Origin of the sequence: Pseudomonas fluorescens (genome assembly GCF_000730425.1) — a bacterium.
Lineage (GTDB): Bacteria > Pseudomonadota > Gammaproteobacteria > Pseudomonadales > Pseudomonadaceae > Aquipseudomonas > Aquipseudomonas fluorescens_X.
This window is the reverse complement of record NZ_CP008896.1, coordinates 4202554-4222484: the sequence shown is the minus strand read 5'-3', so window position 1 is coordinate 4222484 and position 19931 is coordinate 4202554. Positions and strand designations below refer to the sequence as shown.

The following is a 19931-nucleotide window of genomic DNA, read 5'->3' as shown; positions in this document are numbered from 1 at the left end:
TCAGTTCCTCCGTGCCACGCCATCCGTGCGCTCGATCCGCACCACGTCGCCCTTGTCACCGCCCAGGCGCAACTCTGCCGCGCCAAACAGGCGATCCACGATGTAGTACGGCGAACGGAAGCGGTAGTTCACCAGTTGCCCGTCGCCTTCCGGCCCGATCACGAACAGCGGCGGCAGTTCGCCTTGCGCGATGCCGGCGGGGAACTGGATATAGACCTTCTGCCCGTCGTCGAAAGCGCGCAGCGGCTTCCACGACGGATTGCTGCCGCCGATCGCGTAGCGAAAGCGCAGGTTCTCCAGCGACAGGCCGCTATCCACCGGCGCGGCGGCGCTGGCCGCTTGCGCCTGGCGCTGCAAGGCCAGCATCCGGTCGCGCGGGTACTCCCAGGACACCGACGCCATCCACGTCTTTTCCGTGGAAGTCAGTTCCAGCAGGTACGTCCTCCGGCTGGTGATGATGACCAGATTGGTCTTGAGGCCCGAGCGGATCGGCTTGACCAGCACGTTGACGCGCAAGTCGGCACCGCTGCCGCTGGACGTGTCGCCCACGATCCAGCGCACGGTATCGCCGGCGGCCACCGTCACCAGCTCCTCGCCCGGCTGCAAGGCAACCATCGTCACCCGGCCCACGGCCGCATAGACCTGATACAGCGCGCCATCGGTGAAGGGCCACACCTGAATCGCGTTGACGTAGCCCTCGCGCGTGGGCGCGACACGCGCCTCGGCATTGGCGCGTGAAACGCGCACCTTCTCGTCGGCCGGCTCGGGCGTGGGCTTGGCGTCCTCGGCCTCGGGTGCCGGCATCAACTGCGCCGGCATCGGCAGCACCTCGGGCACGGCCACAACCTCCACGGGCGCGGGCGGCTCCGGCATCGGCTGGGCCTGCACCGGCACCGGCTCATCGAGCGAGATGGTCGGCGGCGGCTTGCCTTGCGTGGCGCAGCCCGCCAGGGCAACAAGCATCAACGGCAAAGCGTAAAAGCGGAAAGACAGGTTCATGGTTTTGCTCCTTCGGAAGAATCCAGCTCGCGGCTCCAGGAAAGGCCGTTGACGTAGATGCCCAGCGGGTTCTTGCGCAGGCGTTCTTCGGTGCGCGGCGGCTGGAGCACGATGGACACCACGGCCGTCCACCGTTCCAGGCCCGCCGCAGCGCCGTTGACGTAGCGGCGTTCCGTCCAGCGCACGTTGAAAGACGTGTCGCTGGCACGCACGACGCTGGTGATCTGCACCGTCACCGACTCCTTTCCGATGCGCGCGAACGGGTCGTTGACCCGCGCGTAGTCGTTGAGCACGGCCGCGCCTTTGTCGGTCGTGTAGTCGTAGGCGTCCAGCCAGTTCTGGCGGACGACGATGGGGTCGATGGACAGCGAGCGCACCAGCGTCACGAAGCGCGCGATGTGGTGCGCCGTCTGCGCATCGTTGGGCCGGTACGGCGTGGCGGCTTCGCCCACGGCGCGCACCTGGCCCGCGTTGTCCACCTCCACGACGTAGGGCGTGACGATGGATTGCGCCGAGCGCCACACCAGTCCGCCGGCCATCAGCAGCGCGAGCGTGAGGCAGCCGAAGGCCATGAATCGCCAGTTCTTGGCCTGGACGCGGGCCGAGCCGATACGGTCGTCCCACACCTGGCCGGCGGTTTGGTACGGCGTGGCAGGCTGCGGCGTGTCGGCGTAGCGCACCTGCGGTTTCTTGAATCGCATGGTCAGTTCTCCTTGTGAATCGCGTCAGTCGTCGGAGCCGCGCAGGCTCGGGCCTTGCCCGGAGCCGCCGCCGTCGCCACCGCGCAGCGCGTGGGCAGCGGTGGTCGCGGCGTGGGTGAGCTGCTGGCGGCGATGCAGCCGCTTGGCCCAAGCGGGCTGCTCGGGCGCCTGTGCAGCGGCAGCGCCTGCCGGCGCTTCGCTGGTGGCGGCCTGGCCGGCTGACGCGCCAGCGTCGCCGTTCCAGCCCGCGCGGAACGGTGCGGCCATGCGCTGCCCGGCAGCGGAAGCGCGGGATGCGGCAGCGCGTCCGGCAGACTGCGCGCCGGTCTTGGCGACGTTGCCCAAGCCCGCCATCGCGCCTTTGGCACCGCCGCCGGCGGCAGCGGAACCCGCCTGGAACGCCGACTTCGCGCTGCCAGCCGCCGACGTGGCGGCACGCGCGCCGCTGCCGGCCAGCTTGGCGGCAGCCGGGGCCATGCGCGCGCCAGCGGCCACCGCGCCGCCCACGCCCGTCGCGGCAGCACCGACAGCCACTGCCGTTCCGGCCGCGCCGACGGCGGCACCGGCCATCGCGCCCGCGCCGAGCTGGGGCGCGCCGGACACAAGGCCCGTGGCGATGCCGGGGCCGAAGATCCCGAGCGCGAGCAAGGTGAGCGAGGCCAGCATGATGACCAGCGCGTGGTCGATGTTCGGCTCGGCGGGGTGGACTTGGAACTGCGCGAACAGGCCCGAGCCGATGCCGACGATCACAGCCAGCACCAGCACTTTGATGCCAGCGGCCACGACGTTGCCCAGCACCTTCTCGGCGAGAAAGCTGGTCTTGTTCCACAGCGCGAACGGCACCAGCACGAACCCGGCGAGCGTGGTCAGCTTGAACTCGATCAGCGTGATGAAAAGCTGGATCGCCAGCACGAAGAAGCACAGCACCACGACCAGCCACGCGAGGAACATCACCACGATGGGATCGAGATTGGCGAACACCTCGGGGAAGCCCGCCATCTCGCCGATCTGCTCCAGAATCGGCGCCCCGGCGTCGATGCCGGTCTTGGCGAGCCGGCCCGGCTGCAAGAAGTTCTCCATCGTGATGGCCGAGCCGGTGGCGGTGATGCCCAGCCCCGCGAACGAGCGGAACACGATGCTGGCCAGCCAGTTGAAGTTGTTGAGGATGTAGGCGAAGGCACCGACGTAGAGCACCTTGCGCAGCAGCTTGGCGATCACGTCATCGCCTTGGCCGGTGGCGTGGCTCATGGCCCAATACAGCCCGGCGATCGTCATGTCGATGACGATCAGCGTGGCCGTGAGGAACGCCACTTCGCCGCGCAGCAGCCCGAAACCCGAGTCGATGTAGGTGGCGAAGGTGTTGAGGAACTGGTCGATGATGGTCACGTCATTCATGGCGTGCCCTCCGGTTCCTCGAAGCTGGGCGGGATCGGCGGCAGGTCGGCCAGCGTCTGGTATTCATCCGGCCCGGCCTCGCCGGAAAAGAAGCGCCGCCGGAAGGCTTCGGCGGCGGCGCGGCAAGCGTCCTCGCCCGTGGCCTGCCGGTCGGCCGCGCATTGCGCGCGCAATGCCTTGAGCCGCACGCGATCGGCGGCCAGGGCATCGGCGAGGTTGTCGGCCGGCTGCTCGCCGCAAGCGGCCAGCAGCACGGCACCAAGGACGAGGACGCATCGCATGGCGGCCTCCTGTCAGTCGCGGTAGAAGTTGACGGACTGCGGCGTGTACGGCGTGCCTTCCCCGAGGAAGCGCCGCCGCACTTCGCGGGCGCGCTCGGTGGCCGCCGCCTGCCGCGCCAGTTCCAGCGAGGCGGCCCGGTCTTGCGTGATCTGGAGCCGCTGCGACTGGATCGACTGCTTGGCCTGCAAGGCGAGCAACTGGTTCATGGCCTGCATCGCCTGCAACGCGCCTTGCGCCGACTGGCTCTTGCCGACCAGATCGGCCAGCACGCTTTCGTCTTCGCCCAGGTTCTGCGACACCTGCGCCTGCATCTGCATGGTGGTCTGCAAGCCGCCCAGCGTGTTCTTCCACCGCTCCTGGGCGTCGCGGTACATCTGGTCGCCGCTGACGGTGGCGGCGTACTGCTCCGGGTACAGGCGGGCAAACTCCCGATCCAGATTCGTCACGTCGTAGGCCAAGCCTCGGGCCTGGGCGATCAGCCGCTCGGTCGTCGCCAGGTTGGCGCGCAACTGGCCGACCACGCTGGATGGAAGGCTGGCGAGGTTGCGCGCCTGGTTCATCAGCATTTGCGCTTCGTTCTGGAGCTGGCGAATCTGGTTGTTGATCTGCTCCAGCGTGCGGATCGCGGTCATCGTGTTCTGCACGAGGTTGGTGGGGTCGATCACGACCCATTGCGCATGGGCAGTGGCGGTGCAAAGCATGGCCGCGATGGCAGCGGCGACAAGGCGCTTCTTCATGGCAGGATCTCCTGTGGTTGGTCAGCGAGGGAATCCGGCGCGAGGCCGGGGAACGAGGGCAGCAGGTCAGCCGCCCAATCGAGGCCGCGATGGCGCAGCCAGGCACCCGCGAAGCCGGGCGTGCCGGCGTCCAGCAGCACGCGGTCTATGTCGCGCTGGTCTTGCGGCGTGGAAGCGCCCGCGAAGGCCAGCGTCGCCGCCCCCAGGTCGAGGTCGAACAGGCGGTTGCCGAGGCGGGATTGGTAGTAGTAGTCGCGCTTGGGTTGCGCGGTGGCGACGATCTCGATCTGGCGCGAGTTCAACCCGAAGCCCTCGTAGATCGTGCGAATCTGCGGCTCGGTCGCCTGCGGGTTCGGCAGGAAGATGCGGCTTGCGCAGCTCTCGATGATTGCGGGCGCGATGCTCGAATCCTTAATGTCCGCGAGCGACTGCGTGGCGAAGATCACCGACACGTTTTTCTTGCGCAGCGTCTTGAGCCACTGGCGGATGCGCGCGGCAAACACCGGGTCATCCAGGAACAGCCACGCTTCATCGAGGATCAGCATCGTGGGCGCACCGTCAAAGCGTTCGTCAAAGCGCGCAAAGAGGTAATGCAGCACGGCCATGACGGCGGCCTTGCTGTGCATCAGCTCCTCCATCTCGAAACCCTGCACGTCCGCCATGCCCAGCCGGTCGTGGTCGGCATCCAGCAGCTTGCCGTGCGCGCCGCCCAGCACATAGGGCGCGAGCGCCTGGCGCAGCGCGTTCGATTGCAGCAGCACCGACAGGCCGGTCATCGTGCGCTGCTCGACGGGCGCACCGGCCAAGCTGCCCAGCGCCGACCAGATGGCGGCTTTCTCGTCCGGGCCGACTGCTACGCCTTCATGCAGCAAACGGCCTTCGATCCATTCGGCGGCCCAGGTGCGGTAGCCTTCGCGGTCAATGCGGGCGAGCGGCTGGAAGGCGATTTCGCCGTCCGTGCCCAAGTCGTAGTGCTCGCCGCCAAGCCCGAGGATCGTGGCGCGCATCGAACGCCCCATATCGAACGCGAAGATGCGCGAGCCGAGGTAGCGGCGGAACTGCATCGCCAGCGTGGCGAGCAGCACTGACTTGCCCATGCCCGTCGGGCCGGCCACCAGCATGTGGCCCACGTCGCCATCGTGCGTGACCAAGCGAAACGGTGTGGCGCCATCGGTGCGCGTCACGATGAGAGGCGGGCCGTCCAGATGCGCGTTGCGCTCGGGGCCGGCCCACACGGCCGACACCGGCATCATGTGCGCCAGGTTCAGCGTCGAGACGATCGGCTGGCGCACGTTGGCATAGGCGTTGCCGGGGAGCGAGGACAGCCACGCATCCACGGCATTGAGCGTTTCGGAGATGGTCACGAAGCCCCGGCCCTGGATGACGCGCTCCACCATGCGCAGCTTCTCGTCGGCTGCGGCCGGGTCGGCATCGAGCACCGTCACCGTGGCGGTGAGGTAGCCGAAGGCGACTTGATCACTGCCCAGCTCCTGCAACGCGGCATCGGCATCGGTCGCCTTGTTCGAGGCATCCGTGTCCACCAGCGGCGACTCCTGTTGGAAGATCGTTTCGCGCAGCAGCGCGATGACGTTCTTGCGCTTGGCGAACCACTGGCGGCGCAGGCGGGCGAGGTCTTTTTCCGCCTCGGATTTGTCCATGCAGAGGAAGCGCGTACTCCAGCGATACGCAAATCCGAGGCGGTTGAGGTCGTCCAGAATCCCCGGCCAGGTCGAGGTCGGAAAGCCCCGCACCGACACCACGCGCAGGTGCCGGTCGCCCAGCATGGGGGCCAGGCCGCCAACCAGCGGCGAGTCGGCCAGCAGCGCGTCGATGTGGAAAGGCACCTCGGGCACACCGACGCGATAGCGTCGCGTCGAGATGGTCGCGTGCAGGTAGGTCAGGGTCTGCGCGTCATCGAGCCAGGCAATTTCCGGCATGACGCCATCGAGCTGGTCAAAGACCCGATCCGTTTCCGCGACGAAGGCTTGCAGCCGCTCGCGCCAGTCCACGCCATTCGTCGGCGTGTTCTCGTAGAGCATCTTGGCGGCACGAGCGCGCGATTCTTCAGGCGGCAGGTACACCAGCGTCAAGTGATAGCCGCTCTCGAAGTGATGGCCGGTGTCCTCGAAGGCCGAGCGGCGTTCTTCGTCCACCAGCCACGACAGCGCCTCCGGAAACTCTGAGTGCGGGTAGTCCGCGGCGGCGCTGCGTTCGGCCTCGATGAACAGCGCCCAGCCCGATCCCAGCCGGCGCAGCGCATTGTTCAAGCGGGCCGACGTGGCGATCAGCTCGCCTTGCGTGGCACTGTCGAGGTCAGGCCCGCGAAACCGGGCCGTGCGCTGGAAACTGCCGTCCTTGTTCAAGACGACACCCGGCGCGACGAGCCCGGCCCACGGCAGCCAATCGGCGAGCAAGGCCGGGCGCTGGCGGTATTCGGCGAGGTTCAGCATGGCGGCGTCCCCTCACACGTCCAGCAGCGGGCGGTGCTTGATGTGCCGGGCGAACACGGCCATGAACTGCGGATCGACGCGCGCACCCCATACCGCCAGCGAATGGCCGACGATCCAGAGCACCACGCCAGGAATCCACAGTTGCAGGCCCAGCCCGACGGCGGCGGCCAGCGTGCCGTTGGCAATCGCCACGGTGCGCGGTGCGCCGCCCAGCAAGATCGGCTCGGTGAGCGAGCGATGCAAAGGCACCTCGAACCCGGCCGCGAAGCTATCCGGGCCGCTCATACGACAGCCCCGCCCGAGAACGAAAAGAACGACAGGAAGAAGCTCGAAGCCGCGAACGCGATGGACAGGCCGAACACGATCTGGATCAGCTTGCGAAAGCCGCCCGACGTGTCGCCGAAGGCGAGCGCGAGGCCCGTGGCAATGATGATGATGACCGCGACGATGCGCGCCACCGGCCCCTGAATCGACTCCAAGATCGACTGCAACGGGCCTTCCCAGGGCATCGAGGAACCAGCGGCCTGCGCGGTGCCGGCCAGGAACAGCAACAGCGCGGCCAGCAGCAGCCCTCGCCCCGCAGGGCGGGCCAGGCAGCGCAGCCGTGCAAGGCGCAAAGCCGGATTTACGGAAACACGGAAAGCAGGAATGGTCATCTGCGTCATAGCAGTTCTCCAGGTTGGTCAGGGGACGAGGAAGTCGCCGCAGCGGGTGCGGCATCAGGGATCGGCGGCAGCTCGGGAAACGGCGTTTCCAGCGCGTCCACCAGTTGGTAGCCCACGCCGTCGAAGCCGACGATGCGGGCGATGTTCTCGATGCGGCGCTTGCGTCCGCGCCCGGCGATCTGGATCACCACGTTGACCGCCTCGGCGATCAGCGCACGCGGCGGATTCACCGCCACTTCGAGAATCAGTTGCTCCAGGCGCAGCAACGCGCCCAGCGCGGAGCCGGCGTGGATCGTGGCGACGCCGCCGGGGTGGCCGGTGCCCCACACCTTGATGAGATCCAGCGCCTCGGCACCGCGTACCTCGCCGACGACGACGCGATCAGGTCGCAGGCGCATGGACGAGCGCACCAGCTCGGTCATGGACACCACGCCGGAGCGCGTGCGCAGCGGAACGTGGTCGCGGGCCGCGCATTGCAGCTCCACCGTGTCTTCGAGCACCAGCACGCGGTCGCCCGTGGCAGCTATCTCGGCCAGCAGCGCGTTCGCCAAGGTCGTCTTGCCGCTGCTGGTGGCCCCCGCGATCAGGACGTTCTGGCGCTCGCGCACGGCGCGCACCAAAAAGCCCGCCTGGGCGGCGGTCATCATTCCGTCCACGACGTACCGCTCCAGCGGGATCACGCCGATGGTGCGCTTGCGCAGCGCGAAGGCCGGCCCCGGCGCGGCTGGCGGCAGGATGCCCTCGAAGCGTTCACCGGTTTCGGGCAGTTCGGCGGACAGCAGCGGCTGGCCGCGATGCACCTCCGCGCCGACGTGGGCCGCGACCAGGCGGATGATTCGCTCGCCATCGGCTTCGGGCAGCTCCACGCCCATAGGCGCGCGGCCCGACGACAGGCGATCCACCCAAAGGGTGCGGTCAGGGTTGAGCATGATTTCCACCACGTCGGGGTCTTCGAGCGCGGTGGCGATCAGCGGCCCCATTGCCGTGCGCAGCATCTGGATGCGCCGGTCGAGCGACGTGGCACTCATGGATTGGGAAACGGCGCTCATGACGCACGCTCCTGCGCATCGGCGGCTGCCGCCGCGTCCTCCATCCGCACCGAATCGGGATGCAATTCCTCCACCACGTCGCGCACCAGGCTGCGCCCACGCATCAGGTGGCGGCCAAGCTGCTCGGTGAACTGCTCGAAACGCGCCTTGCCCAAGGCGCGGGCCGCCTCTTGGTGCGCCTCGGGAACCGGCGTGCTGACGGTCAGGTAGTAGCGGATGAACAGCGCCAGCGTCTCGATGGCGATGCTCTGGTCGCGCTCCATTCGCTCGGCCTGGCGCGAGAGGCGATCAAGGCGCTTGGCGATGGCCGCCTCGCGCTGGTCGGCCGCGTCCGGCGACAGCCAGGACGCCAAGGCAGCGGCGACGATGCTGGACTTGGACACGCCTTTCTTGGCGGCCAGTTCATCGAGCCGCTGGGCGTGCTCGGGCTGGATAAAGAGGTTCAGGCGATAGTGGCTCATAGCTCGATTCCGTCGTTGGGGTCGAGGGACGCCAGCCGGGCCGTGCGCTGCATGGCCGGATCAAGCTGGCGAGGAAGGGGAAGCGGCAGGTCGTCGTCGTCATCGAGCAGGCCGAGGTCGGCCGCGGGCGCGGCCAGCTCGGGGTCGTAGGCGACGGCCTCAGTTAGCTCGGGCTGACGGCGCGGGCCGCCGTCGTCGGCCGACGCCCGGAAGCCTTCGGCGGCATCGGCCGCAGGCGCGGCAGGCACGGCAGGAATCGCCAGGCCACTCCAGTCGTCGGGGCGCAGTGGCGGCGCGTCGGCGTACCGGCCGTCCGCCAGCTCGGGCGGCGGCAGCACGCGCTGCTTGAAATTGGCGTCGGCGTAGTAGCGCAGCTTCCGGGCCTTGATCGGCGCCATGCTGGACACCATCACTACGGCATCGTCCGGCGGAAGCTGCATCACCTCGCCCGGCGTCAGCAGCGGGCGGGCCGTCTCCTGGCGCGACACCATGAGGTGGCCCAGCCACGGCGCGAGCCGGTGGCCCGCGTAGTTGCGTTGCGCGCGCAGCTCGGTCGCAGTGCCCAGCGTCTCGGAAATGCGCTTGGCGGTGCGTTCGTCGTTGGTGGCGAACGTCACCCTGACGTGGCAGTTGTCGAGAATGGAATGGTTCTGTCCATACGCCTTGTCGATCTGGTTGAGTGACTGCGCGATGAGGAAGCTGCGGATGCCGTAGCCCGCCATGAAGGCCAAGGCTGTCTCGAAGAAGTCGAGCCGACCCAGGGCCGGGAACTCGTCGAGCATCAGCAGCAGCTTGTGGCGGCGTTCGATGCCGTCGCTGCCGTCCAGCGATTCGGTGAGGCGTCGCCCGATCTGGTTGAGGATCAGGCGGATGAGCGGTTTGGTGCGCGATATGTCCGAAGGCGGCACCACCAGGTACAGCGACACCGGATGCTCGGCCGCGATCAGGTCGGCGATGCGCCAGTCACAGCGCGAGGTGACTTCGGCCACCGTGGGATCGCGGTACAGGCCGAGGAACGACATGGCGGTGCTTAACACGCCGGAACGCTCGTTGTCCGACTTGTTGAGCACTTCACGCGCCGCCGACGCGACTACCGGATGCGGCCCCTCGCCCAAGTGGGGCGTGGTCATCATTCGATGCAAGGTCAGCTCGAACGGGCTGGCCGGGTCGCTGAGGAAGTTGGCGACGCCGCGCAGCGTCTTGTCTTCGCCCGCGTAGAGCACATGCAGGATCGCGCCGACCAGCAGCGCGTGGCTGGTCTTTTCCCAATGGTTGCGCTTCTCCAGCGCGCCTTCGGGATCGACCAGAATGTCCGCGATGTTCTGCACGTCGCGCACTTCATGCGCGCCGCGCCGCACCTCCAGCAGCGGGTTGTAGGCCGCCGACTTCGCATCCGTGGGGTTGAACAGCAGGCAATGCGAGAAGCGCGAGCGCCAGCCTGCGGTGATCTGCCAGTTCTCGCCCTTGATGTCGTGGATGACGGCGGACGCGGGCCAAGAAAGCAGCGTCGGCACCACCAGGCCGACGCCCTTGCCCGAGCGCGTGGGTGCGAACGTCAGGACATGCTCTGGCCCCTCATGGCGCAGGTACTGGCGGTCGTGCTGGCCGAGGAACACGCCCTCTGGCTGCGTGAGGCCCGCCTTGCGAATGTCATGCGCGTTCGCCCAGCGGGCCGATCCGTAGGTCGTGACAAGGCGTGCCTGCCGCGAGCGCCAGACCGACATGGCAATGGCGACGGCCACGGCGACCATGCCACTGCTGCCAGCGATGGCTCCGCCGGTGTCGAAGATTTCCGGGGTATAGGCGCCGTAAGAAAACCACCACTCAAACAGCTTCCACGGGTGATAGATCGGCGTGCCAAGAAGATCGAACCAGGGCGAGCCAAGGCGTACTTGATAGCCAAGGGCTGCTGCTGTCCATTGTGTGGCACCCCACACTCCGGCGATCACGATGCCGAATACCACGGCGATCTGACCGAACAGCACGTTCGTCCCTTGCATGACCTGGCCTCCGATTTCTCCTGCGCCGATTCCTCATGGAAAAAGCGGCACAAGGACGTGCCGGAGGCGTCAGGATCGGTGCCGCGTCAGTGCCGGTCAAAGACCGTTTTAAGCAGAAAGATCGAGCAAAAAGAAAGAATTAGCGCGGTGGCGAGCCAACGAAAAACGTCGCAAGCGCAGGCGCGTTGCGGCGTGTCGGTCAGGAAATCCAATATTCGTGGCGAAGCGGCCACGATCAAAACTTAGGCGGCTCCTTCGGCGGTGTGTAGGGCGTTTCCCCGTCGCCATAGAACCGCTTGCGCGTGGCCTCGGCCACCCGGTTGCACAACACGTCGCCCAGCTTGGGGCGGTCGGTCTTGCACTGCTGGCGCAGTTCCTTGAGCCGTTCGGGGTTGGCCGCCAGCTCTTCCACTGTCGGGATGTTGGCTGCGGAACCGGCGGACTTCTGTGGCCCATCGGACTGGCCGCAGGCAGTCAACACGGCAACCAGCAAGAATGGGATGATCTTCTTCATGGCGTCAGTTCCTCCGGGTGATCGGGATTACGGCCTCGTATGGGCCTGGGGGTTTCCGGCTGTTCGATGGCCTGTGCGCGCTCAATAAACCGCGCCAACTCGTCGGACGGATCTCCGTCCAGCCGCAACAGATAGGTCGTGAGGGGCGACACGCGCGAAGCTAGCGGCCGGGCCACTACACCCGGCTCACGGCTGGCGGCAATGTGTGCACTGCCTGCTAGGCCGAGCGCAAAACCGGCCGAGACTAGGGCCATCATCAGGTCGGTGGACGAAACCCTCTCTGCAATCAGTGGCTCCACATCCGCACGGCGCAACACCCGTTCAACTTGCTTGGCATGGCCCTCACATGCCTGTGGATCGCACAGAACCAGTGGATAGCGAAGCAACTCATCCAAGGGGATGCGCTTGTGGGCCAGAAGCGGATGCCGAGCTGGCACGGCCACCATCAGCGCATCGCTCCATGCGGGCGTGGCGACGATACCGTCGCCCACTTCGTCGGATTGAGCAAACCCTACGTCATACAGATCGCTATGCAGCCCCTTGATCTGTTGCGATAGGGGCACCTCGAAGAACCGGATTTCGACCTCGGGTTCTTCCTGGCGGCAAAGTACGAGCAACGCAGAAAGGCGCGACGGCGTGATGCCGTCGGACAATGCCACGCGCAACTGGCCATGAAAACCGTTTGCTGCCGCTTTCACGCTATCGCGTGCCTGCTCCAAGGCGGAGAGCACGCGGCGCACGTGCTCCAGAAACAGCTCGCCCGCACGGGTCAGCCGAGTGCTGCGCGTGGTGCGGGCAAACAGCATCACGCCCAGTTCTTCTTCCAGTTCCTTGATGGCCCGTGACAGTGGAGACTGCTCGATGTGCAGCCGCTCGGCAGCGCGGGCGAAATGGAGTTCCTCAGCAACCGCAATGAAGCAGCGCAAGTGACGAAGTTCCATAGTCTTGTCCTTCCATGATCCATGTTGATTCGGGGGACGAGATGCACGCCTGCTGTAGCACCAGTCGAGCTGAGGCCAAATATTGAATAAACAATTATACATGTGTTCATATATTAGTCAAAGAAGCCTGCACCGTGCCGTGGTGATGTTCGATTGTGAGGAGATGAATGGTGCAAGCTGCACGAGGGCCAATGGGCATCGTGGAGGCCGCTTGCCAAAATAGTGCGAGCCCCACCGGGGCTCGCGAGATGCGGAAGGTGCTATGCCTTCAGGGGGAAAGCCCGAATCAGGCTGGGTTGATTTCCAGCGCGCCGCGGTTGATCTGGTCGCGCTCCATCGACTCGAACAAGGCACCGAAGTTACCTTCGCCGAAGCCCTCGCGGTAGTTGCCCTTGCGCTCGATGAACTCGAAGAACACCGGGCCGAGCAGCGGCTCGGAGAAGATCGGCCTCACGCTCACGGCCTACCTGAACGTGCGTCTCGAAAAGCACTCCGACTCGCACAAGCGCAATCCCATGGACGTGTTCCGCGCGTCGGTCCAGAAATGGCCGGAGGTCGTGGAATGCCATGCGCTGACCGGCGACATGGACTATCTGCTGCGGGTGGTCGTCAGGAACATGGCTCACTACTCTCGCTTCGTGCTCGACACGCTGCTCAAGCACCCCAGCGTGCAGGACTGCAAGACAAGCTTCGTGCTGGATCGGGTAAAGAGCACCACGGCCTTGCCCTATGAGCATTCGGCCGATTGGTGTAGCGGGGATGCAAATAGCGCTTGACCTTCCAACCGTGGCAAGGACCAGACTTCAAACACCCCAACCCGAAAGGAGTTTTCCATGCAATTCCATCTCGAAGACATGACCTGCGGCGGCTGCGCCCGCACCGTTACGAAAACGATCCAAACGATCGACCCCAACGCCAAGATCGTCACGGACCCGCCGACCCGCCGTGTCGAGGTCCAGACCTCGGCCTCGCAAGAGCAGATCGCCGCGGCCCTGAGCGAAGCTGGCTTCCCGCCGCGCGCGCAGTAACACCGCGTCGTGGCCGGCCTGCACACAGGACGGCCGATGCGAGCACGTGCGCTGCGCCGTACCTGGCGCGGCGCTCAGTGCATCCCAAGGTAGGCGACCTTGGCCCACATCCACAGGGCCATCGCCACCATCATCAGGTTCTCGGTCAGGGACACGAAGCCCAGCGGCACGTTGCTGTCCCCGCCCACACAGGCGCACTTGAGTTCCCGGCGATCGACATAGACCGCCTTGAAAACCGACACGGCCCCGACGGTCCCGATGAACAGCGCCAACGGAATCGACACCCACATCCCCACGCCCGCGACCATCAGGACGCCTGCGATGGCCTCCGCGAACGGGTAGAAATAGGCATACCGAACCCAGCGCTTGGCCAGCAGGTCGTAGTTGAGGAACATCGTCGCGAAGCCGTCCACGTCCTTGAGCTTCTGCAGCGCCAGGAGACACATGGCAAAGGCCACGAACCACTCTGCCGCCTGAATGCTCCAGAGCTGGCCGAAGGCCGCCCAGCTCGCCGCCAGCGCCATCGCGGCCGCCATGGCGAACAGCGCGATCACAGGGGTGTAGGTCACGGCGTTCTTGTCCTTCACGGACATGCCGAAGAATTTGCGCAGGTCGTCGTAGCCGCCCACGCGCCGCCCGTTTATGAAGACCTGGGGCGTGGTCTCGACGCCATGCTCCTTCTTGAACGCATCCGTCTGCTCGCGGCTCGCCAAGTGTTTGTCCTCGACCTCGTAGCCCTTGCGGTTGAGCAGATCGAGCGACTTCAGCCCGTAGGGGCAGGTATGGCCGGGCATGACCATCCGGTAGAGCGTGGCTTGTTTGGGCGCAGACATGCTGGACTTCTCCTGTGGGACTTTTCATGGGCCGGCCGCAGCGCCGACTATCACGGATTGAAGGACTTTGACGACATTTCCAGCCTAACCGGCGGTGGTGCAAGGGGGTGTAGGCATCTGGCTCCCGGGGCGGTCGTCAGGCTGCAACGCCGTCAGTCCTCCGTCTGCCAGAGCAACCCCGCCGCAGGCCGGCGCGCCCGCGGCGGCACGCTGGGTCCTAGTGGTTCTCCTTGGCATGGTTGATCGTGTACTTCGGGATCTCGACGGTCAGGTCCTCGTTCGCCACGATGGCCTGGCAGCTCAGGCGCGATTGCGCCTCTAGCCCCCAGGCCCGGTCAAGCAGGTCGTCCTCGCACTCCTCGACCTCGTTGAGGGAATCGAATCCCTTGCGCACGATGCAGTGGCAGGTCGTGCAGGCACAGCTCATGTCGCAGGCATGTTCGATCTCGATGCCGTTGTCTAGCAGCGCCTCGCAGATCGAGGTGCCGACCGGCACGTTCAGCTCGGCGCCCTCGGGCGCCAGTTCAGGATGGGGCAAGACGGTGATCTTGGGCATGGTCTCTCCCGGCTGCTCAGTGCGCACGCGGCTTCTTTGCCGCTGCGTTGCCACTTGCACGCCGTGGCACGGCGCCGGTGCGCGCTTCGGGCTCGTCGTCGCTGGTATCGAGTTGCTCCAGCGTGTGCAGGATCGGGCAGTCGGGCCGTTCGTCGCCGGCGCAGCACCGGATCAGCGCCTTGAGCGTCTCGGCCATCTCCAACATGCTCGCGATGCGCCGGTCCAGCTCGGAGATGTGCTGCTGCGCCAGGCGCTTGACGTCGGCACTCCGGCGCGACTTGTCGTTCCACGGTCCCAGCAGGTCCGTGATCTCGGCCACCGAGAAGCCGAGGTCGCGCGCACGCCGGATGAAGTGCAGCCGGTGTACGTCGTCCTGGCTATAGGCGCGGTAGCCCGAATCGTTCCGGTCGGCCGGGGGAATCAAGCCGATCTGCTCGTAGTAGCGGATCATCTTGGCCGAGACCTTCGAGGCCTTGGATGCTTCACCGATGTTCATGGTGTTCCTCCTTTCTCAATGAGCGGTATCCGCCGCCAGCGGCGGCTGGAAGCGGCGCAGGCGCAGCGCGTTGCCGAGCACGAACACGCTGGACAGCGCCATCGCTCCGGCCGCGAAGATCGGCGACAGCAGCACACCGTATGCGGGGTATAGGACGCCAGCGGCCACCGGGATCAGGGCCGTGTTGTAGCCAAACGCCCAGAACAGGTTCTGGCGGATGTTGCCGATGGTGGCCTTGGACAGCGCGATGGCGTTGGGCACACCCTGCAGGTTGCCGGACATCAGCACCACGTCGGCCGACTCCACCGCCACGTCGGTGCCGGTGCCGATCGCCAGGCCCACGTCGGCCTCGGCCAGCGCCGGCGCATCGTTGATGCCGTCACCCACGTAGGCGATCTGGCCGTGGGTGGCCTTTAAGCGGCGCACGGCTTCGACCTTGCCCTCGGGCAGCACTTCGGCCACCACCTCGTCGATGCCCAGTTGCTTGGCGATGGCCTGCGCGGTACGCGCGTTGTCGCCAGTGATCATCGCCACCTTCAGGCCGAGCTGGTGCAGCGCGGCAATGGCCGCGGGCGTGCTGGACTTGATCGGATCGGCCACCGCGATGATGGCGGCCAGTCGGCCGTCGATCGCGGCGTACAGCGGCGACTTGCCCTCATTGCCCAGGCGCTCGGCCGTGCGAGCGAAGCCGCTCACGTCCAACCCCAGCTCACGCATGAAGCGATCGGCACCGACCTCGACACGCGCGCCGTCCACGGTGGCGCGCACGCCCATGCCCGTGACCGAATCGAAGTCTGTCATCGTCGGCAGCGCGATGCCACCTTCCACGGCCGACTCGACGATGGCGCGTGCGATCGGATGCTCCGAGCGCGATTCGACAGAGGCGACCTTCGCCAGCACCTGGTTGCGGTCAAAGCCGTCGGCAATCTCCAGGTCGGTCAGGACCGGGCGGCCCTCGGTCAGCGTGCCGGTCTTGTCCACGGCCACCACCTTGGCGTCCTTGAGCAGTTGCAGGGCTTCACCCTTGCGGAACAGTACGCCCATCTCGGCGCCCCGGCCCGTGCCGACCATGATGGAGGTCGGCGTCGCCAGACCCATGGCGCACGGGCAGGCAATGATCAGCACCGCCACGGCATTGACCAGCGCGAAGGACAGCGCGGGCGACGGGCCGAACACCAGCCAGACCAGGAAGGTCAGCACGGCGGCCAGCATGACGGCGGGCACGAACCACAGTGTCACCTTGTCCACCACGGCCTGGATCGGCAGCTTGGAACCTTGCGCCTGCTCGACCATGCGGATGATCTGCGCCAGCATGGTCTGACCGCCCACGGCGGTGGCACGCAGCGTCAGCGCACCCTTCTGGTTGACGGTGCCGCCGACCACGGTGCTGCCTTCCGCCTTTTCGACGGGAATCGGCTCGCCGGTGATCATCGACTCGTCCACGAAGCTGCGGCCCTCGGTCACTTCACCATCGACCGGCACGCGCTCGCCGGGGCGCACTTCCACGATGTCGCCCTGCGCCACGTCGTTGATCGGGATGTCCACGATGCGGCCGTCGCGCAGCACGTGCGCCTCCTTGGCCTGCAGGCCGACCAGGCGCTTGATGGCCTCGGAGGTGCGGCCCTTGGCCCGTGCCTCAAGAAAGCGGCCCAGCAGGATCAGCGCCACGATGACGGCGGCCGCCTCGTAGTACACGTTCACCGTGCCGGCCGGCAGCAGACTGGGCGCGAATGTGGCGACCATCGAATAGCCGAAGGCTGCGGCCGTGCCGACCGCGACCAGCGAGTTCATGTCGGGACCCAGGCGGAACAGCGCCGGGAAGCCCTTCTCGTAGAAGCGCCAGCCCGGAATGGCGAGCACCAGCAGGGTCAGCACGAACTGCAGATACCAACTCTGCTGGATGCCGATGGTGGAAGCCACCCACTCATGCATGCCGGGAATCATGTGCGAGCCCATTTCGAGCACGAACACAGGCAGCGCCAGCACGGCGGCCAGGGTCAGGTCGCGCTTGAGTTCGGCGCGCTCGGCGTCCTTCTTCTCGGCGGCTTCCTCGTCGGCCTGCGCGCCGGTATCCACCGGGTTGGCCTCGTAGCCGACCTTCTCGATGGCCGCGATCAGGTCCGCCACGGCGGCCACGCCGCGCACGGTGGCACGCTCGGTCGCGAGGTTGACCGTGGCCTCGGTGACGCCGGGCACGGCCTTGAGTGCCTTCTCGACGCGGCCCACGCAGGAGGCGCAGGTCATGCCCTCGACCGCCAGTTCGACGGTGCCAGCCGGCACGTCGTAGCCGACCTTCTCGACCGCCTGGATCAACGCGATGCGATCGACAGGACTGGCCAGGCGGATGTCCGCCCGCTCGGTGGCGAGATTGACGGACACGCTGTCCACGCCCGGCACCTTGGCCAGGGCGGCCTCGACTCGGCCGACGCAGCTCGCGCAGGTCATGCCCTCGATGGGTAGGCTGATCGCTGCTGCGGTGGCACGAGCATCACTCGTTATTGGCATGCTCATGGTTGTTTCCCATAGTTGATATTCGACATGGGGGAGCTTAGGGTTTACCATCGTGGGAAGGTCAAGCGCTTTTTTCGGGTACTGTCAGGTTTCAGAAATGGCCCGGCGCACGGGGGAAACGAGGGGCCTTGGTCGCCAGGCTCGCCCTGGTCCCGGGCTGTGCGCGCGCTCAAGCGGTCGCAGCCTCGTTGATCCTGAAGGGCACGAACAGCCGTTCGAGGGTAGGAATTTTTGAGAGATGACTCCACGCAAACCAGCCAGTGCCCCACCGAAGGGCCCAAGCACCGATCTGGCCTCCCTGTCACAGAATGACGTGACCATCCTGGCCGAGACTTTCCGGCTCCTGGGCGATCCGTCGCGGCTCAAGGTCATGCTGTGCTGCATGAAGGGGTCCACGTCGGTAAGCGACATCGCGGAAGCCGTCGAACTCTCGCAGTCGTTGGTCAGCCATCACCTTCGACTGTTGCGTGGAGCCCGTCTGGTCAAGGGCGCGCGCCAGTCCAAGCAGATCTTCTATGAGGTAGCGGACAAGCACGTGAGCCAGGTGCTGCTGGACATGGCCATCCACATCGTTGAGGACAACAGCGACGACTAGCCTTGGTGCGAAACAGCCCTTACCGCGTCCCGTGAGGCCTATCCTTTCGGCCAGATCCGGTGCAAGTCATCCACGACCAGCACGTGATGGTGCCCGCCTTGGTTCGCGTGCTGACGCAAGTGGGGGTGATCCGCCGACAGGTTCGGATGGTCATGGGCCAAGTCCGACGGGTCGCTGGCCGGCCACAGCCGAAGCGCCAGCGCCACGCCAGCTAGGCCGATCAAGGACATGACGACGAACGTCGATTGCAGCCCCATGGCCGCGCCGAAGCGTCCGGCCAGCGGGTAGCAGATGAGCCAGCAGGCGTGCGACAGCGCGAAGTGGGCCGCGAAGATCGCTGGACGGTCCTCGGCGTGGGCCGAGCGGCGCAGAAGACGGCCGGATGGCGTCTGCGCCACGCTGTAGCCAAAGCCGATCACCAGCCACAGCGGCAGCAACAGCGCATAGCTCGGCAGCAGTGCGCCGATCGCCGTGCCCACGACGAGGACAGCGGCGCCGGTGAGCATCGCGGGTCGGTCGGCTACTTTCTCCAGTAGGGACGGCAAGACGAAGGCGGCCACCATCGAGCCGCCTCCGAACGCCGCCAGTGCCCACGCCACCTCGACTTCGCCCAGGCCGAAACGCGCCTTCACGAGCACCACCGTGTTCACGATCACCATCGCGCCGGCCGCCGAGACGGCCAGGCTGATCGCCAGCAGGCCCCGCAGGCGAGGCGTGGCGAGGTAGATGCGCGTGCCGCGCGTCGTTCGCTCCCAGATGCCGCGGCGCGGGCCGGGGACGGACGTGGGCAACCGCACGCTGACCACGAGAGCGGCTGAAACGAGGAAACCGAGCACCGTTCCCGCGAACAGGTTGTGAAAGCTGATGACGGTCAGCAGCGCGGCGGCCAGCATCGGGGAAATCAGGCTTTCCAGGTCGTAGGCCAGCCGGGACAGCGACAGCGCCTTCGTGTAGTCCTCTTCGTCGGGAAGGATGTCCGGGATGGTGGCCTGGAAGGTCGGCGTGAAGCCGGCGGATGCCGCCTGCAGAACGAAGATCAGCAGGTAGATCTGCCAGACCTCGGTGACGAAGGGCAGGCACAGCGCGACGGCCGCTCGCACGAGGTCCAGCGCCACGAGCAGCGAGCGCCGCGGGAGCCGGTCGGCGAAGGCCTGCGCGACCGGCGCGACCCCCGCGTAGGCCAGCATCTTGATGGCCAGCGCCGTCCCGAGCACCGCGCCTGCATCCGCGCCGGCCAGCTCGTAGGCCAGCAGGCCGAGCGCCACCGTCATCAGGCCGGTGCCGACGAGCGCGATCACCTGGGCGGTGAACAGGTGGCGGTAGGTGCGGTTATTCAGGACGGAGAGCATCGGACGGCCTCAGAGCAGTTTGGTCAGCGCCTTCATTTCGGTCAGAACGGAGTCCTCGTCATGGGACAGGCAGTGGTCGATGTGGTCGTGGATCAGGACGCGCTTGGCCGCCGTCACCGCGCTTTCCACCGCCGCGAGCTGGCGGGCGATGTCGAGGCAGGTTTCTCCCCCTTCGATCATCCCGATGACGTGCCGCAGATGCCCCTCGGCGCGCTTGAGCCGCTTCACCAGGTCGGGATGGGTGGTGTGCTTATGCATGTCTTCCATGCTGAAATCATATCCCCCCAGGGGGGATACTGCCACTGGATGTTAGATCAACGGCTGCTTGCCAGGCGGGGGGAATGGTCGCCGAGCCAGGCTAAGGCAATT

The 19931-nt window shown here is 66.5% G+C and carries 23 protein-coding genes and 1 pseudogene; 4 read left to right on the top strand and 20 right to left on the bottom strand.

The window, feature by feature from the left end; translation table 11 throughout:
• Genes trbG through HZ99_RS18825 form a run of 11 tightly spaced genes read right to left on the bottom strand, consistent with a single transcriptional unit; the run spans position 1 to position 10739 of the window.
• On the bottom strand, positions 1-999 hold the full coding sequence (gene trbG / locus HZ99_RS18875; protein ID WP_008786882.1) for a P-type conjugative transfer protein TrbG: 999 nt from the start codon (positions 997-999) through the stop codon (positions 1-3).
• Entirely contained in the window at positions 996-1700 is a 705-nt protein-coding gene (gene trbF / locus HZ99_RS18870) for a conjugal transfer protein TrbF (RefSeq protein WP_008786883.1), read from the bottom strand. The genes trbG and trbF overlap by 4 nt, the downstream gene beginning before the upstream one ends.
• A gap of 24 nt (positions 1701-1724) precedes the next feature.
• The gene (gene trbL / locus HZ99_RS18865) at positions 1725-3095 is read right to left on the bottom strand and encodes a P-type conjugative transfer protein TrbL (RefSeq protein WP_021221531.1); all 1371 of its coding nucleotides are present in this window, start codon (positions 3093-3095) and stop codon (positions 1725-1727) included.
• Entirely contained in the window at positions 3092-3376 is a 285-nt protein-coding gene (locus tag HZ99_RS18860; RefSeq protein WP_008786757.1) for a hypothetical protein, read from the bottom strand. Before HZ99_RS18860 ends, trbL begins: the two co-directional genes overlap by 4 nt.
• Before the next feature lie 12 nt (positions 3377-3388).
• Positions 3389-4114 (bottom strand): P-type conjugative transfer protein TrbJ, encoded by a 726-nt coding sequence (gene trbJ, locus HZ99_RS18855; RefSeq protein ID WP_008786756.1) that lies wholly within the window; start codon positions 4112-4114, stop codon positions 3389-3391.
• Positions 4111-6564, bottom strand: a complete 2454-nt coding sequence (gene trbE / locus HZ99_RS18850; RefSeq protein WP_008786755.1) for a conjugal transfer protein TrbE — start codon at positions 6562-6564, stop codon at positions 4111-4113. Before trbE ends, trbJ begins: the two co-directional genes overlap by 4 nt.
• A 12-nt stretch (positions 6565-6576) precedes the next feature.
• On the bottom strand, positions 6577-6849 hold the full coding sequence (locus HZ99_RS18845; RefSeq protein ID WP_008786754.1) for a VirB3 family type IV secretion system protein: 273 nt from the start codon (positions 6847-6849) through the stop codon (positions 6577-6579).
• Entirely contained in the window at positions 6846-7229 is a 384-nt protein-coding gene (locus HZ99_RS18840) for a TrbC/VirB2 family protein (protein ID WP_008786753.1), read from the bottom strand. The genes HZ99_RS18845 and HZ99_RS18840 overlap by 4 nt, the downstream gene beginning before the upstream one ends.
• A complete protein-coding gene (trbB, locus tag HZ99_RS18835) occupies positions 7226-8278 on the bottom strand; it encodes a P-type conjugative transfer ATPase TrbB (protein WP_008786752.1) in 1053 nt (350 codons plus the stop codon). The genes HZ99_RS18840 and trbB overlap by 4 nt, the downstream gene beginning before the upstream one ends.
• Positions 8275-8739, bottom strand: coding sequence for a CopG family transcriptional regulator (locus HZ99_RS18830; RefSeq protein WP_008786751.1), 465 nt, complete (start codon positions 8737-8739; stop codon positions 8275-8277). Before HZ99_RS18830 ends, trbB begins: the two co-directional genes overlap by 4 nt.
• Positions 8736-10739 carry a conjugal transfer protein TraG gene (locus tag HZ99_RS18825; RefSeq protein ID WP_019396555.1) on the bottom strand — a complete coding sequence of 668 codons (2004 nt, stop codon included), beginning with the start codon at positions 10737-10739 and terminating at the stop codon, positions 8736-8738. Before HZ99_RS18825 ends, HZ99_RS18830 begins: the two co-directional genes overlap by 4 nt.
• Here HZ99_RS18825 and HZ99_RS28735 point away from each other — a divergent pair.
• Positions 10734-10985: a hypothetical protein gene (locus HZ99_RS28735; RefSeq protein ID WP_124014400.1), complete on the top strand. Its 252-nt coding sequence runs from the start codon at positions 10734-10736 to the stop codon at positions 10983-10985. The genes HZ99_RS18825 and HZ99_RS28735 overlap by 6 nt on opposite strands.
• On the opposite strand, the gene HZ99_RS18820 is transcribed toward HZ99_RS28735, so the two are convergent.
• The 3 genes and pseudogenes from HZ99_RS18820 to HZ99_RS28730 all read right to left on the bottom strand — a co-directional run.
• Positions 10975-11253, bottom strand: coding sequence for an EexN family lipoprotein (locus tag HZ99_RS18820; protein ID WP_008786748.1), 279 nt, complete (start codon positions 11251-11253; stop codon positions 10975-10977). The two genes, HZ99_RS28735 and HZ99_RS18820, sit on opposite strands and share 11 nt — an antisense overlap.
• Positions 11250-12194: a LysR family transcriptional regulator gene (locus HZ99_RS18815; RefSeq protein WP_008786747.1), complete on the bottom strand. Its 945-nt coding sequence runs from the start codon at positions 12192-12194 to the stop codon at positions 11250-11252. The genes HZ99_RS18820 and HZ99_RS18815 overlap by 4 nt, the downstream gene beginning before the upstream one ends.
• Before the next feature lie 286 nt (positions 12195-12480).
• Positions 12481-12639, bottom strand: a pseudogene (locus HZ99_RS28730) (4-hydroxyphenylpyruvate dioxygenase); the annotation flags it as partial.
• Here HZ99_RS28730 and HZ99_RS18810 point away from each other — a divergent pair.
• Positions 12596-12970 carry an Lrp/AsnC family transcriptional regulator gene (locus tag HZ99_RS18810; RefSeq protein WP_008786746.1) on the top strand — a complete coding sequence of 125 codons (375 nt, stop codon included), beginning with the start codon at positions 12596-12598 and terminating at the stop codon, positions 12968-12970. The pseudogene HZ99_RS28730 and the gene HZ99_RS18810 overlap by 44 nt on opposite strands.
• Before the next feature lie 57 nt (positions 12971-13027).
• Complete coding sequence (locus tag HZ99_RS18805) at positions 13028-13222, top strand: heavy-metal-associated domain-containing protein (protein ID WP_003821167.1); 195 nt, start codon at positions 13028-13030, stop codon at positions 13220-13222.
• Between the two features lie 74 nt (positions 13223-13296).
• Here the strand turns inward: HZ99_RS18805 and HZ99_RS18800 are convergent, their stop codons facing one another.
• The 4 genes from HZ99_RS18800 to HZ99_RS18785 form a co-directional block, all read right to left on the bottom strand.
• On the bottom strand, positions 13297-14055 hold the full coding sequence (locus HZ99_RS18800) for a MauE/DoxX family redox-associated membrane protein (protein ID WP_008786745.1): 759 nt from the start codon (positions 14053-14055) through the stop codon (positions 13297-13299).
• 217 nt (positions 14056-14272) lie between these two features.
• A complete protein-coding gene (fdx, locus tag HZ99_RS18795; protein WP_008786744.1) occupies positions 14273-14611 on the bottom strand; it encodes an ISC system 2Fe-2S type ferredoxin in 339 nt (112 codons plus the stop codon).
• Between the two features lie 16 nt (positions 14612-14627).
• Entirely contained in the window at positions 14628-15107 is a 480-nt protein-coding gene (gene cueR / locus HZ99_RS18790; RefSeq protein ID WP_038445154.1) for a Cu(I)-responsive transcriptional regulator, read from the bottom strand.
• A gap of 15 nt (positions 15108-15122) precedes the next feature.
• Entirely contained in the window at positions 15123-17618 is a 2496-nt protein-coding gene (locus HZ99_RS18785; RefSeq protein WP_008786742.1) for a heavy metal translocating P-type ATPase, read from the bottom strand.
• Positions 17619-17856: 238 nt separating this feature from the next.
• Here HZ99_RS18785 and HZ99_RS18780 point away from each other — a divergent pair, with 238 nt between their 5' ends.
• Positions 17857-18213 (top strand): ArsR/SmtB family transcription factor, encoded by a 357-nt coding sequence (locus HZ99_RS18780; RefSeq protein ID WP_008786741.1) that lies wholly within the window; start codon positions 17857-17859, stop codon positions 18211-18213.
• A 38-nt stretch (positions 18214-18251) separates the two neighbouring features.
• Here HZ99_RS18780 and HZ99_RS18775 read toward each other — a convergent pair whose 3' ends face one another.
• Entirely contained in the window at positions 18252-19562 is a 1311-nt protein-coding gene (locus tag HZ99_RS18775) for an MFS transporter (RefSeq protein WP_008786740.1), read from the bottom strand.
• 9 nt (positions 19563-19571) lie between these two features.
• On the bottom strand, positions 19572-19829 hold the full coding sequence (locus HZ99_RS18770; protein ID WP_019396551.1) for a metal-sensing transcriptional repressor: 258 nt from the start codon (positions 19827-19829) through the stop codon (positions 19572-19574).
• Positions 19830-19931: the final 102 nt, after the last annotated feature.

Coding starts and splice junctions, on each gene's coding strand:
- HZ99_RS18815 (WP_008786747.1), bottom strand. CDS start 12,194: ATGGAACTTCGTCACTTGCGCTGCTTCATTGCGGTTGCTGAGGAACTC.
- HZ99_RS18845 (WP_008786754.1), bottom strand. CDS start 6,849: ATGAGCGGCCCGGATAGCTTCGCGGCCGGGTTCGAGGTGCCTTTGCAT.
- HZ99_RS18805 (WP_003821167.1), top strand. CDS start 13,028: ATGCAATTCCATCTCGAAGACATGACCTGCGGCGGCTGCGCCCGCACC.
- HZ99_RS18800 (WP_008786745.1), bottom strand. CDS start 14,055: ATGTCTGCGCCCAAACAAGCCACGCTCTACCGGATGGTCATGCCCGGC.
- HZ99_RS18780 (WP_008786741.1), top strand. CDS start 17,857: ATGACTCCACGCAAACCAGCCAGTGCCCCACCGAAGGGCCCAAGCACC.
- HZ99_RS18820 (WP_008786748.1), bottom strand. CDS start 11,253: ATGAAGAAGATCATCCCATTCTTGCTGGTTGCCGTGTTGACTGCCTGC.
- HZ99_RS18840 (WP_008786753.1), bottom strand. CDS start 7,229: ATGACGCAGATGACCATTCCTGCTTTCCGTGTTTCCGTAAATCCGGCT.
- HZ99_RS18860 (WP_008786757.1), bottom strand. CDS start 3,376: ATGCGATGCGTCCTCGTCCTTGGTGCCGTGCTGCTGGCCGCTTGCGGC.
- trbL (WP_021221531.1), bottom strand. CDS start 3,095: ATGAATGACGTGACCATCATCGACCAGTTCCTCAACACCTTCGCCACC.
- trbJ (WP_008786756.1), bottom strand. CDS start 4,114: ATGAAGAAGCGCCTTGTCGCCGCTGCCATCGCGGCCATGCTTTGCACC.
- HZ99_RS18770 (WP_019396551.1), bottom strand. CDS start 19,829: ATGGAAGACATGCATAAGCACACCACCCATCCCGACCTGGTGAAGCGG.
- HZ99_RS18830 (WP_008786751.1), bottom strand. CDS start 8,739: ATGAGCCACTATCGCCTGAACCTCTTTATCCAGCCCGAGCACGCCCAG.
- HZ99_RS18825 (WP_019396555.1), bottom strand. CDS start 10,739: ATGCAAGGGACGAACGTGCTGTTCGGTCAGATCGCCGTGGTATTCGGC.
- cueR (WP_038445154.1), bottom strand. CDS start 15,107: ATGAACATCGGTGAAGCATCCAAGGCCTCGAAGGTCTCGGCCAAGATG.
- trbF (WP_008786883.1), bottom strand. CDS start 1,700: ATGCGATTCAAGAAACCGCAGGTGCGCTACGCCGACACGCCGCAGCCT.
- trbE (WP_008786755.1), bottom strand. CDS start 6,564: ATGCTGAACCTCGCCGAATACCGCCAGCGCCCGGCCTTGCTCGCCGAT.
- HZ99_RS18775 (WP_008786740.1), bottom strand. CDS start 19,562: ATGCTCTCCGTCCTGAATAACCGCACCTACCGCCACCTGTTCACCGCC.
- trbG (WP_008786882.1), bottom strand. CDS start 999: ATGAACCTGTCTTTCCGCTTTTACGCTTTGCCGTTGATGCTTGTTGCC.
- HZ99_RS18810 (WP_008786746.1), top strand. CDS start 12,596: ATGAACTCGAAGAACACCGGGCCGAGCAGCGGCTCGGAGAAGATCGGC.
- HZ99_RS18785 (WP_008786742.1), bottom strand. CDS start 17,618: ATGAGCATGCCAATAACGAGTGATGCTCGTGCCACCGCAGCAGCGATC.
- trbB (WP_008786752.1), bottom strand. CDS start 8,278: ATGAGCGCCGTTTCCCAATCCATGAGTGCCACGTCGCTCGACCGGCGC.
- fdx (WP_008786744.1), bottom strand. CDS start 14,611: ATGCCCAAGATCACCGTCTTGCCCCATCCTGAACTGGCGCCCGAGGGC.